At 53.9% G+C, this 12709-nt stretch carries 11 protein-coding genes; 5 read left to right on the top strand and 6 right to left on the bottom strand.

All coding sequences use genetic code 11. The features are described 5' to 3' along the window. Positions 1-3 precede the first annotated feature (3 nt). From lnt to EC843_RS13900, 5 genes are all read left to right on the top strand, one after another. A complete protein-coding gene (gene lnt / locus EC843_RS13920; RefSeq protein ID WP_064548675.1) occupies positions 4-1545 on the top strand; it encodes an apolipoprotein N-acyltransferase in 1542 nt (513 codons plus the stop codon). A gap of 366 nt (positions 1546-1911) precedes the next feature. Beyond that, positions 1912-2823: an amino acid ABC transporter substrate-binding protein gene (locus EC843_RS13915; protein ID WP_064548677.1), complete on the top strand. Its 912-nt coding sequence runs from the start codon at positions 1912-1914 to the stop codon at positions 2821-2823. A gap of 260 nt (positions 2824-3083) precedes the next feature. Continuing rightward, complete coding sequence (locus EC843_RS13910) at positions 3084-3824, top strand: amino acid ABC transporter permease (protein WP_064548679.1); 741 nt, start codon at positions 3084-3086, stop codon at positions 3822-3824. Then, positions 3824-4498: a glutamate/aspartate ABC transporter permease GltK gene (gene gltK, locus EC843_RS13905; protein WP_064548680.1), complete on the top strand. Its 675-nt coding sequence runs from the start codon at positions 3824-3826 to the stop codon at positions 4496-4498. The genes EC843_RS13910 and gltK overlap by 1 nt, the downstream gene beginning before the upstream one ends. Beyond that, on the top strand, positions 4498-5223 hold the full coding sequence (locus EC843_RS13900) for an amino acid ABC transporter ATP-binding protein (protein WP_064548682.1): 726 nt from the start codon (positions 4498-4500) through the stop codon (positions 5221-5223). The genes gltK and EC843_RS13900 overlap by 1 nt, the downstream gene beginning before the upstream one ends. A gap of 59 nt (positions 5224-5282) precedes the next feature. Here the strand turns inward: EC843_RS13900 and iolB are convergent, their stop codons facing one another. From iolB to EC843_RS13870, 6 genes are read right to left on the bottom strand one after another with little or no spacing between them, the layout of a single operon-like run. Continuing rightward, a complete protein-coding gene (iolB, locus tag EC843_RS13895) occupies positions 5283-6098 on the bottom strand; it encodes a 5-deoxy-glucuronate isomerase (RefSeq protein ID WP_133522414.1) in 816 nt (271 codons plus the stop codon). A 23-nt stretch (positions 6099-6121) separates the two neighbouring features. Next, positions 6122-7012 carry a myo-inosose-2 dehydratase gene (gene iolE / locus EC843_RS13890; protein ID WP_064548686.1) on the bottom strand — a complete coding sequence of 297 codons (891 nt, stop codon included), beginning with the start codon at positions 7010-7012 and terminating at the stop codon, positions 6122-6124. A 10-nt stretch (positions 7013-7022) separates the two neighbouring features. Then, positions 7023-8936, bottom strand: a complete 1914-nt coding sequence (gene iolC / locus EC843_RS13885; RefSeq protein ID WP_133522413.1) for a 5-dehydro-2-deoxygluconokinase — start codon at positions 8934-8936, stop codon at positions 7023-7025. A gap of 9 nt (positions 8937-8945) precedes the next feature. Then, complete coding sequence (locus EC843_RS13880) at positions 8946-10079, bottom strand: Gfo/Idh/MocA family oxidoreductase (RefSeq protein ID WP_064548689.1); 1134 nt, start codon at positions 10077-10079, stop codon at positions 8946-8948. 14 nt (positions 10080-10093) lie between these two features. Further along, positions 10094-11122 carry an ABC transporter permease gene (locus EC843_RS13875; RefSeq protein WP_133522412.1) on the bottom strand — a complete coding sequence of 343 codons (1029 nt, stop codon included), beginning with the start codon at positions 11120-11122 and terminating at the stop codon, positions 10094-10096. Positions 11123-11133: 11 nt separating this feature from the next. After that, positions 11134-12681 carry a sugar ABC transporter ATP-binding protein gene (locus EC843_RS13870; protein ID WP_133522411.1) on the bottom strand — a complete coding sequence of 516 codons (1548 nt, stop codon included), beginning with the start codon at positions 12679-12681 and terminating at the stop codon, positions 11134-11136. Positions 12682-12709: the final 28 nt, after the last annotated feature.

Raw genomic sequence — 12709 nt, 5'->3', positions numbered from 1 at the left:
AAGATGGCTATAGCCCTACTCCTTCGACGCCAGCGCGTTCGTCTGTTGCTGGCGCTGCTTTTTGGTGCCTGCGGAACGCTGGCTTTCTCCCCTTACGATTTCTGGCCTGCCGCCATTCTTTCTTTGGCTGGGCTTCAGGGGCTGACTCTCAATCGCCGTCCTATTCAAAGCGCCTGGATTGGTTTCTTCTGGGGGCTGGGGCTATTTGGCTCAGGCATAAACTGGGTGTATGTCAGTATCGCGCAATTTGGTGGTATGCCTGGCCCGGTGAATATCTTTTTGGTGGTTTTGCTTGCCGCTTACTTGTCGTTATATACCGGCTTATTTGGCGGTTTCCTCAGTAAACTCTGCCCGAAAACGACGTGGTGGCGTGTGGCTATTGCAGCACCCATGCTATGGCAACTCACTGAATTCCTGCGCGGTTGGGTATTAACCGGTTTCCCGTGGCTGCAATTTGGTTATAGCCAGATTGATGGTCCGCTAAAAGGCATTGCGCCAATTCTTGGCGTCGAAAGCATCACCTTCCTGCTGATGGTTATCAGCGGCTTGTTGGTTTATGCACTGCATGAACGCAACTGGCGTCCTGCGGTCATTGCCGCTGCGTTGTTGCTGCTACCGTGGCCGTTACGTTCGATTCAGTGGTATCAACCGCAGCCTGAACGCACCGTCGATGTCGCGATGGTTCAGGGCGATATTCCGCAATCCCTGAAATGGGATGAAAACCAGTTGCTGAATACGCTGAAGATTTACCTCGATAAAACGCAGCCGCAGATGGGTAAATCCCAGCTGATTATCTGGCCTGAATCGGCAATCCCGGATCTGGAGATAAACCAGCAGCAATTCCTGACGATGATGGACGACCTGCTGCGCTCTAAACACAGCTCGCTGATTACCGGTATTGTTGACGCGCGTTTGAATAAACAAAACCGCTACGACACCTACAACACCATTATCACGCTGGGTGAAGGTAACCAGTACAGCTACAACAGCGCCGATCGGTACAACAAAAACCACCTGGTACCGTTTGGTGAGTTTGTGCCGCTGGAATCCATTCTGCGCCCGCTGGCCCCGTTCTTTGATTTGCCGATGTCATCATTTAGCCGTGGCCCGTATTTACAGCCACAACTTGCAGCCAACGGTATCAAGCTCACGCCTGCTATCTGTTATGAAATCATCCTTGGCGAACAAGTGCGTGATAACTTCCGTCCGGACACAGACTTCCTGCTGACCATTTCCAACGATGCGTGGTTCGGTAAGTCGATTGGCCCGTGGCAGCATTTCCAGATGGCACGCATGCGCTCGCTGGAATTGGGTCGTCCACTGCTGCGCAGCACTAACAACGGCATCACTGCCGTGGTGAATGCTGATGGCGATGTCGATGCAGTCATCCCGCAGTTTACGCGCGAAGTGCTGGAAGCGAAGGTCACGCCAACGCGCGGTATTACGCCGTATGCGCGCTTCGGTGACTGGCCGCTGTGGGGGCTGACATTGATATTTGGCTTTGCCTCGGTTCTGCTGGCTCTTCGTTCTCGCCGCAAGTTTTAACCCCGCATCATCCTAAAAATGGCCAGCTACTGCTGGCCTTTTTTATTTCTGGCACAACCTTTGCAAATATTTACTCATTAGAAACAAACAAAATGCTGAAACCAAACCCTATGGGTAGCAGGAAGCATTGAGCTGCACCAAACAATGACATTACGAGCACTAAAGTAGTGCAAGGAGATATTTTTGCCTTTAAACGGTGCGGCGCACTTCGCAAAAATAAACATCTGGATAGCAAATTCTTTACATCAAGCTATGTTAAATGTTAACAAAAGAACAAGTTTCACCCTGTTTTAGTAACACACAACAACAAAATAACATTCACATCAGGTATCAATGCCCTGTGGCATTAGGACAAAGGAGTTGGTCATGCAATTACGTAAACTAGCCTCAGCTTTGCTGGTTATGGGTTTAGGCGCGGGTATCGCGCACGCTGAAGATGCGAAACCTGCTGCTCAACAAAGCACTCTGGATAAGATTGCCGCTAATGGCGTTATTGTGGTCGGTCACCGTGAATCTTCCGTTCCTTTCTCTTACTACGATAATCAACAGAAAGTGGTCGGCTATTCACAGGCTTATTCCAATGCCATCGTTGAAGCGGTAAAGAAAAAACTCAACAAACCTGACCTGCAAGTTAAGTTGATCCCGATTACCTCTCAGAACCGTATTCCATTGCTGCAAAACGGGACTTTCGATTTTGAGTGCGGTTCAACCACCAATAACCTGGAACGCCAGAAACAAGCCTCGTTCTCCAACACTATCTTCGTGGTAGGTACTCGTTTGCTGGTTAAGAAAGGCGGCGAGATTAAAGACTTTGCCGATCTGAAAGGCAAAGCGGTGGTTGTGACCTCCGGTACCACTTCTGAAGTTCTGCTTAACAAGCTGAATGAAGAGAAAAAAATGGACATGCGCATTATCAGCGCCAAAGACCACGGTGACTCGTTCCGCACCCTGGAAAGTGGCCGTGCTGTCGCCTTTATGATGGATGATGCCCTGTTAGCCGGTGAGCGTGCAAAAGCGAAGAAACAGGATAACTGGGAAATCGTTGGCACTCCGCAATCACACGAAGCGTACGGCTGTATGTTGCGTAAAGACGATGCTGATTTTAAAAAGCTGATGGATGACACCATTGCTCAGACACAAACGTCCGGTGAAGCAGCTAAATGGTTCGATAAGTGGTTCATGAACCCAATCCCACCGAAAAACATCAACATGAACTTCGCGCTGTCTGACGACATGAAAGCCTTGTTCAAAACACCAAACGATAAAGCAGTTAATTAATCATACCCGTTAGCATTCGAGTTGCAGCCAACACCCCTTCAGCTTGAAGGATGACGGGTATAGAACCAGGGGCCGGGATGACCTTGCCCTCTCGATTGACGAACTGAAGCTCGGACAGACTATGCGTTGGATGGCCGTTCCCCATCCGACGTGAAAGTACCCAAAAATCTCAGGCTATGACCTGAAATACGGGTACAAGCTTCTCATCAATCTTCGAGGGTAGCGTGACTGCTACCCTCAATTTTTTCATGGAGTACGTTATGTCTATAGACTGGAACTGGGGAATATTTCTACAGCCCGCCCCGTTCGGCAACACCACTTATCTGGGCTGGATCTGGAATGGCTTCCAGGTCACCGTCGCCTTGTCCATCTGCGCATGGATAATCGCTTTCTTTGTCGGCTCACTGTTCGGTATTTTGCGTACCGTCCCGAATAAATGGCTTTCGGGTATGGGCACACTGTATGTCGAGTTATTCCGTAATGTGCCGCTTATCGTGCAGTTTTTTACCTGGTACTTAGTGGTGCCGGAATTACTGCCCGAAAACCTCGGCATGTGGTTTAAGTCTGAGCTTGACCCGAATATACAATTCTTCCTCTCGTCGATGATTTGCCTCGGTCTGTTTACCGCCGCTCGTGTCTGCGAACAAGTTCGTGCTGCTATTCAATCGCTACCTCGCGGGCAGAAAAACGCGGCACTCGCGATGGGGCTGACCCTGCCGCAAGCCTATCGTTATGTTTTGCTACCGAATGCCTACCGCGTGATTGTGCCGCCAATGACCTCTGAGATGATGAACCTGGTGAAGAACTCGGCCATCGCATCAACCATTGGCCTGGTCGATATGGCCGCGCAAGCCGGTAAATTGCTCGACTACTCTGCTCACGCCTACGAATCATTTACCGCCATCACACTCGCTTATGTGCTGATTAACGCCGTGATTATGCTGGTGATGTATGTGGTTGAACGTAAAATTCGCCTGCCTGGCAACATGGGAGGCAAATAATGTACGATTTTGACTGGACTTCAATTTTACCCGCTATGCCATACCTGATTCAGGGGTTAATTATCACCCTGAAAATCACGGTCACTGCGGTGGTCATCGGTATCGTGTGGGGAACCTTGCTGGCAGTGATGCGCCTGTCGCCAATCAAGCCAATCGCCTGGTTTGCCAGCGCCTACGTCAACGTTTTCCGTTCTATCCCGCTGGTGATGGTGCTGCTGTGGTTCTATCTGGTGGTGCCGGGGTTCTTACAGAAAGTGTTGGGGCTTTCGCCACAGACGGACATCCGCCTGATTTCGGCGATGGTCGCCTTCTCGATGTTTGAAGCCGCCTACTATTCCGAAATTATTCGTGCCGGTATTCAGAGCATTTCACGCGGGCAGTCTCATGCCGCGCTGGCGCTCGGGATGACACACTGGCAGTCAATGAAACTGATTATCCTGCCACAAGCCTTCCGCGCGATGGTGCCGTTACTGTTAACCCAGGGCATCGTCTTATTCCAGGATACGTCGTTGGTATATGTATTAAGCCTGGCTGATTTCTTCCGTACCGCGACCACCATTGGCGAGCGCGACGGAACCCAGGTTGAGATGATTCTGTTTGCCGGTTTGGTGTATTTCGTCATCAGTTTGAGTGCTTCGCTGTTGGTTACCTACTTGAAGAAAAGGACAGTGTAATGATTTCCCTGAAAAATGTTTCTAAATGGTACGGTCACTTTCAGGTGCTAACCGACTGCTCAACGAGCGTTAAAAAAGGCGAAGTGGTGGTAGTTTGTGGGCCGTCTGGTTCCGGTAAATCAACACTGATCAAAACCGTCAACGGTCTGGAACCGGTGCAAAAAGGCGAGATCGTGGTAAACGGCACGCAGGTAAACCACAAGAAAACCAATCTGGCTGAATTGCGCTCGCACGTTGGCATGGTGTTCCAACACTTTGAGCTTTTCCCGCATCTGTCGATTATTGAAAACCTGACGCTGGCACAAGTGAAAGTACTGAAGCGCAACAAAGAAGAGTCGCGTAAAAAAGGGCTTAAGTTGCTCGAGCGCGTTGGGCTGACGGCGCATGCCGATAAGTTCCCGGCGCAGCTTTCCGGCGGCCAGCAGCAACGTGTGGCGATTGCGCGCGCGTTGTGTATGGACCCGGTTGCCATGCTGTTTGACGAACCAACTTCCGCGCTTGATCCCGAGATGATCAACGAAGTGCTGGACGTGATGGTCGAACTGGCAAACGAAGGCATGACCATGATGGTGGTGACACACGAAATGGGCTTTGCCCGTAAAGTGGCGAACCGCGTGATCTTTATGGATGAAGGGAAGATTGTCGAAGATTCCAATAAAGAAGACTTCTTCAACAATCCGCAGTCTGAGCGAGCGAAAGACTTCCTGGCGAAAATCCTGCACTAAAAGCCTAAAAAAAGGGTGGATGCTATATGGCATCCACCCTTTTCAGTTAAAACCCGCGTCTACCCCTGATATTCCTCGCTATTTACCCAGGCATGATCCTGCTCCCAGGTAAACATCCACTTGCGAACCGGCCCAGCCATCACGTTCAAATAATAGCTGTCATAACCCGCCATAGTGGCCACCGGATGATATCCCTTCGGCACCTTCACCACGTCTTTGTCATAGACTGCCATGCATTCGTCCAGTGAACGATCATCGGTATACACACGCTGCATACAGAAACCCTGCGACGGGTTGAGGCGATGGTAATACGTCTCCTCAAGATAGGTTTCGTTGGGCGGGTTATCCGTGTCGTGCTTATGGCTGGGATAAGAGCTGGTGCAGCCTTCATTGGTATACACCTCGACAACCAACAAGCTGTCGGCGGCTTTATCTTCCGGCAGAATATTATGCACATAGCGCTGGTTATGGCCTTTACCCCGCGCCTCGGCAGCAATATCTTGCGGCGCGATAAGCCGTGTTTTGTGCGTGCCTTTACCCGGTGCCGAACATACCGCCAGTTCAAGCTGGGTCAGCGCTTCGACTTGCACCGTTTCGCCGCTTGTGACATACACCGCCCACGGTTTACTCCGCTCAAACGGGCTCATACGGCCACCAATTTCCGGGAAACGTGCATAAGGCGTGTCGATGGTGGCACGTCCTGCCACCAACACCAGGCAACGCTCGTCATCCACTGCGGGCAATTCCAGGCGCTGCCCTTCACGCAGTTGATAAACGTCAAAACCGACATATCCCCAGCCTGCCGTATGCGGCGTAATGTGTTGCGTACGCCCCTGCTCGTCTGGCTGTTGCCAGCGCGAAAGTAATCTGGACATCGGTACTCCTTAAATCAGCACAGTTAAATCAGCCCGGCATCCCGCGCCAGTTTGCTGAGGTTGTTGTAGCCCAGGCGTGCGTAAGTCAGCGGATGGGCGATCGCCGGATCTTGCTCCGCTTCCACCACCAGCCAGCCGCTATAACCTTGTTTTTTCAGCAGCGCCATAATCGGCGGGTAATCCACGCAACCGTCGCCCGGTACGGTGAAAACGCCACTCAACACGGCATCGAGGAAACTGGTCTTGCGGTTTTTAACATCCGCCAGCACGTCAGCGCGCACGTCTTTGCAGTGCACATGATTGATGCGCTCAATCCAGCGCTCGGCGACTTTCAGCGGCGAAGCCCCGGCAAAAGTAAGGTGACCGGTATCGAGCAACAAACCGACTTCTGGCCCGGTGTGAGTCATCAGGTTATCCACATCCTGAGCGCTCTCAATCACTGTTCCCATATGGTGATGGTAGGCAATTTGTACGCCCTGTTGTTGGGTGTAGCGCGCAAAAGCCGTCAGCTTTTCGCCATATTCTGCCCAACGTTCAGCAGGGAAACGCGGGCGCAGGTGAACCGGCGTTTGCTGCTCACCGTGAATACAACCAGAGACTTCAGCAAACACCAGCACCTTTGCCCCCAGTTCGCGCAGCAGAGTTAAATGGGGCTGCACCGCCTCAATTTCTTCTTCAACGGAACGTTCCAGCAGGCGGCCCGAGTACCAGCCGGAGACCAGTTTCAGCTGATGCTTATCCAGAATTGGCCCCAGAACACGCGCCTCACGCGGGAATTTATTCCCCAGTTCAAAGCCTGCAAAACCGGCTTCTTTCCCTTCGCTCAGGCAAGTTTCCAGCGAAGTGTCAGCACCCAGTGAAGGCAGGTCGTCATTGGTCCAGGTCAGTGGGTTAATGCCTAAATGTACCGTCATGATCTTCTCCTTAGAATTGTGTCTGCCCGCGTGCACGCCATAAGGCTATCAACCGCAGGTAGTTGTCCCGGATACGGGCAATCAGTTGCGCATCATCAATCTCGCGTTTTAACCAGGCCTGCGACGCTTCACCAAACAAGGTGCGCCCTACCGCAAAACCTTTCACAATCGGATAATCTGCCGCCGCATTAAATCCGGCGCGCAGCACTTCCACTGCCGCATCCAGTCCAAGAATGACGACGCCACGGCAATGCGGATCGCGTTTTTCTACCAGCTCGCTCAAGGCTTCCCATCCCTGGCTGCTAAGCGGCGGCAATTTCCACCAGTCCGGATAAATACCGAGGTTGTAGAAGCGCGAGATCGCTCGCAAATAAAGGTCATCGCTGCGCGGCATGTCGGCGGGCAAAATCACTTCCAGCAGTAATTCATGGCCGGACTGGCAACAGGCGCGATACACCTCCGTCACCTTTTGCTCTTGCTCAAGGCGCAAAGCGTGAGCGTCTTCCGGATGGAAGAACACCAGACATTTCACAATGTGTTCCTGCGGCCAGCTAATCAGCTGCGAGCCAATATTGCCGTGTTCCATCTCCAGCGGGCGCGAACCGGGTAGCTCGATTGGGCGGCCAATCCACCAGCCTTCGCCAGTAATGGCATTCAGTGCATCCTGGCCGAAAGTCCCGTCGCACAACAGACCAGCTTTCCCTTCCAGTTCGGCATGCTTTGCCGCCTCACGGCTAGCCTGCAAAATCAGCTGCTTCAGCGCCGGAATGCGCTTTAAATCTGCCCCGCAGCTCAATGCCATATCTTCAAGCTGACTGCGATGATCAAAGGCCATTACGCACAGTTCCGGCCACTGCCGGCGGCGAGTGGTTACGCGATGCAGATGATTCAGACGCGCGTCAAGATCGGGGCGTGGCACTTGCTGTTCGCGGGCTAAATAGTCATCAAGCTCCACTTTGCTCGGCATGGCTGGCGCACAGCCGTGGCGTGAAACCACCAGTGCGCCACAGGCGTTCGCGTAACGACACGCCTGCTCCCAGCCTTCATCATTGAGATAACCACGCATCAGGCCGGACATAAACGCATCGCCCGCCCCCAGCACATTCAGCACTTCAACCCGCACGCCCGTGACATTAATGCCGCCGTCCAGCGAGTCCGGGATCTGGCCGGTAAACACTGAACAGCCTTGTGCACCACGCTTACACACCAGTGTTGCGCCGCTCACTTCACGCACCTGTTTCAGGGCAGTAAGTGTGTCAGTCGAGCCGCCAGCAATGTGGAACTCTTCCTCCGTGCCGACAATCACATCAAACAGATGCAGCACCGATTGCAGTTGCTGTGTGACTTGCTGGGCGGCGATAAAACGCGTTTCCCCATCGCCCAGCGCCGTCAGCCCCCAGAGCACCGGACGGTAGTCAATATCCAGTGCGGTGCGCACTTCGTTGCGCCGCGCATAGTTCAGCGCGGTCAGCACCGCCTCGCGGGTCGCGGGATGGGAAAGATGGGTTCCGGTGATGGCAAGACAACGCGCCGAAGCAATGTACTCCTCGCTAAAATCACTGGCGGTAATCGCCATATCTGCGCAGTTATCGCGGTAAAAAATCAGCGGAAAGGTGTCCCGGTCTTTGATGCCGAGCAGCACCAGCGCGGTGAGCCGTTCGGTATCGGTAATCAGATGGCTGGTATCACAACCGACTTGCGTCAGTTCCTCACGCAGAAAACGCCCCATATGCTCGTCGCCAACGCGAGCCAGCATCGACGACTTCAGCCCCTGTCGTGCCGTTCCGTAAGCGACATTCCCCGATGAACCGCCCAAATAGCGGGCGAAACTGCTGGCATCCTCGAGGCGTGCGCCAATCTGCTGGCTGTAGAGATCAACCGCGACTCGCCCCATGCAAATCAGATCTAACTGCTTTTGTTTCATGCTCCGTCCTCAAACAATTTCAGATACGTTTACCCAGCGGCCACTCTGGTGAGACAGGGCGATAGCATCGAGGATGCGCGACACCTTCCAGCCCTCTTCAAAGTCCGGCCACATTGGCGCGTCAGCGGCGATCCCGTCGATCAAATCACGCACTTCGACGGTTTTCTGATCGTTAAAACCAATGCCATGACCCGCGCCCATACAGAACGCGCCGTAGTCAGGATGCGCCGGGCCGACGAGCAGCGTGCGGAACCCCTGGCGGCCTTCAGGATCGCTTTGCAGATACAGCTTCAGCTCTGCCATGCGCTCCTGGGTAAAAGTGATCGCGCCTTTGGTTCCCGTCACCGTCCAGGTCAGTCCCATTTTGCGCCCACAAGCCACGCGGGAGGTTTCAATCACACCCTGCGCCCCGCCCTCAAAACGCACCATGGCGTGTGCCTGATCTTCGTTTTCCACGGCGACCATCTCGCTGCTGCCTGCCTGTGCCGGGCGCTGTGGCACCACGGTTTTCAGGTCGCCACAAACTTGCTGGATATCCCCCACCAGGTACTGCGCCATATTGACGATATGCGCCGCGAGATCGCCAAGCGCCCCAAGGCCAGCCGTCTCTTTGAAGCAGTGCCAGTGAATCGGCGCGAGCGGGTCAGACATATAGTCTTCGTTATGGGTGCCGTAAAAGTGGATAACCTCGCCAATTTCCCCGCGCTCGATAATCTGTTTTGCCAGCTGCGCGGTGGGGTTTTTCATGTAGTTGAAGCCGACGAGAGTTTTCACTCCGGCACAATGCGCCGCATCGACCATCAATCGGGCATCACGGGCGTTAAGCGCCAGCGGCTTTTCCGAGTAAACGTGTTTGCCGTGGCGAATCGCCTCCAGCGCCATCTCTTTATGCAGATGGTTCGGTGAGCAAATATCCACCACGTCAATATTTGGATCCGCCACCAGCTCGCGCCAGTTGCCGGTTGAGCGGTTAAATCCAAAAGCGGCGGCACGTGTGGCGGCCAGTTCAGGCGTCACTTCTGCCACCATTTCGCGCACCAACTCGCCGCGCAAATCAAATACGGTCGGTGCCTGGGCGTAAGCAATCGCATGGGCTTTGCCGATATAACCGGTGCCGATTAAACCAATCCTGACTTTTTTCATAGTGTGTTCCTGGATTAAATCGCGCCACGACGGCTCTTGGCGTAGGTATCAAACGCTACCGCCAGTACGATGATCAGACCGGTAATAATTTGCTGGTAGTAAGCTGAGACGTTCATCAGCACCAGCCCGTTAATCAGAATGCCCATGATGATGGCACCGATAATCGTGCCGCTGATGCGCCCGTAGCCGCCCATCAACGAGGTGCCGCCAATCACCACCGAGGCAATCACGCGCAGCTCAAACGAGATACCCGCCACCGCTTCGGCACTGCCCAGACGCGCACTGAGCACAAACCCAGCAAGCCCCGCCAGACAACCAATCACCACATAAACGCTGACCAGTACCCGTTTAACGTTGACCCCAGCCAGGCGCGCCGCTTCGGGGTTGCCGCCAATCGCGTAGACAAAGCGGCCCCAGCGGGTTTTATGCAGCGCCAGATAGCCAAGAATAGAAACGATGGCGAAAATCCAGATCGGCACAGATATGCCGAGAATATCCCCGCGCCCCCACCAGCGATAACCAGCGTCAAAGCCCGCGATAGGCGCACCATCGTTAATCACCAGCGTCAGGCCGCGCCAAATCGTCATGCCACCGAGCGTGACGATAAACGGCGGCAGACGCAGACGCGTGACGCCAAGGCCATGCAGAAAACCGATAAACGTGCCGATCGCGAGGCAAATCCCCAGCCCCAGCAACCAGCTAAAACCACCCCATGCACCTGCATCCACGGTGGTAAAGTTGTCGCCTTTAATCACATAAGCGGCAGTCATGGCGCACACCGCCAGAATCGACCCCACCGAGAGATCGATACCCGCCGTGAGGATCACAAAGGTCATGCCGACGGCAATGATCCCGTAGATCGACACTTCGGTCAGGATGTTGAAAATATTACGTTCGCTAAGGAAGTTGCTGTTTTGCAACTGGAAGAACACCAGCAGCAGAATCATAAATATCAGCACACCAAAGCGTTCAAAGAAGGCAATCGGATCAAAGCGCGATGCGCCCTTCGCCGGAGCCTGAGTTTTGGAAATCATCTGTGTCATGGGCTCCCCCGTTATGCGGCGTTTAAAGCGTGGTGGTTGATAGCCATCAGGGTCATCAGCCGTTCTTCGTTAGCGTCGTCACCGTGTAATTCGCCGGTAACCCGCCCTTCGCTGAGGGTGATGATCCGGTCGGAAACCGCAAGGATTTCAGGTAAGTCTGAGGAGATAACAATCACCGCGACGCCTTGTTTAGCCATATCAAACAGCACCTGGTGGACTTCAGATTTAGTGCCGACGTCGATACCGCGCGTCGGTTCATCGACAATCAGCACTTTTGGGTTGAGCGCCATGCAGCGAGCCAGAATCACTTTTTGCTGATTGCCGCCGGACAACTTGCGCACTTCCTGTTCGGCGTTGACCATCTTGATTTGCAGCGCCTTTTGGTAGGCTTCAATCAGCGCATCTTCTTTGCGCGGGCTGACGAAATAGCGCCAGGTCAGCAGCGAGGACAGGCTTGATAGCGTGAGGTTTTCGCGAATCGATAACCCCAGCACCGCGCCCTCTTTTTTGCGGTCTTCCGGTACCAGGGCAATGCCACACTCCAGCGCGTACATTGGGTTTTGCGGCTGGTAAGGTTTGCCGTCTAACTCGAAAGTTCCCTGGGTGAATTTGTCCGCGCCGAACAGGCAACGCGCCACCTCGGTACGGCCTGCACCCACCAGCCCGGCAATCCCCAGAACTTCGCCACTGTGCACGTGAAAACTGATGTCTTTAAGCGCGATGCCGTGCGGATCAAGCGGCGGTTTCTCACGGCTTAACCCCTTCACGGACAGGCGAATGGGTTTATCTTCATGATGGGTCAGGCTCGAGTCACGGCGGTCAAACACCACATCGCGCCCCACCATCAGACGAATAATTTGTTCAACACTGGTGCCTGCGACTTCGCCGGAGCCGGTGTAGCGCCCGTCCTGGAACACGGTAAAACGGTCGCAAAGCTGGAAAACTTCATGCAGGCGGTGGGTGACGTAAATAATGCTGACGCCGCGGCCTTTTAGTTCGCGCACCACGCGGTGCAGGCTTTCGACTTCACTGTCACTCAGCGCCGCCGAAGGTTCGTCCATAATGATCAGTTTGGCGTTAAGGGTTAACGCACGGGCAATTTCCACCATCTGTTGCTGGGCGACGCTCAGGCGCGCCACCGCTGTGGTCGGTGCCACGTTGAGTTGCAGATAATCAAGAATCACCTGCGCTTCCTGGTTTACCGCTTTGGCATCGACGATTAAATTGCGACGGCGTGGTTCGCGCCCAAGAAACATATTTTCCGCCACCGTCATATTCGGCAGCAGGTTAAACTCCTGATAAATCGTGATAATGCCTTTTTGCTGACGGGCCACCGGCGACTCGTCCACCGCCAGCTTTTCACCGTTAAACCAGATTTCACCACGAGTTTGCGGCTGTGCACCCGCCAGCGCCTTCAACAGCGTGGATTTACCCGCGCCATTTTCACCGAGCAGCGCATGGATTTCCCCCTGCCCGACGGTGAGCTGTGCATTGCTCAGCGCCCAAACGCCGGAAAAGCTTTTCGCCAGTTCGCTGACTTTCAATAAGGATTGCGACATCAGACTGCTCCTCTTTCCGCAGGTATCC

This window comes from Buttiauxella sp. JUb87 (assembly GCF_004361975.1).
Taxonomy (GTDB): domain Bacteria; phylum Pseudomonadota; class Gammaproteobacteria; order Enterobacterales; family Enterobacteriaceae; genus Buttiauxella; species Buttiauxella ferragutiae.
This window is presented reverse-complemented; position numbering and strand designations above follow the sequence as displayed.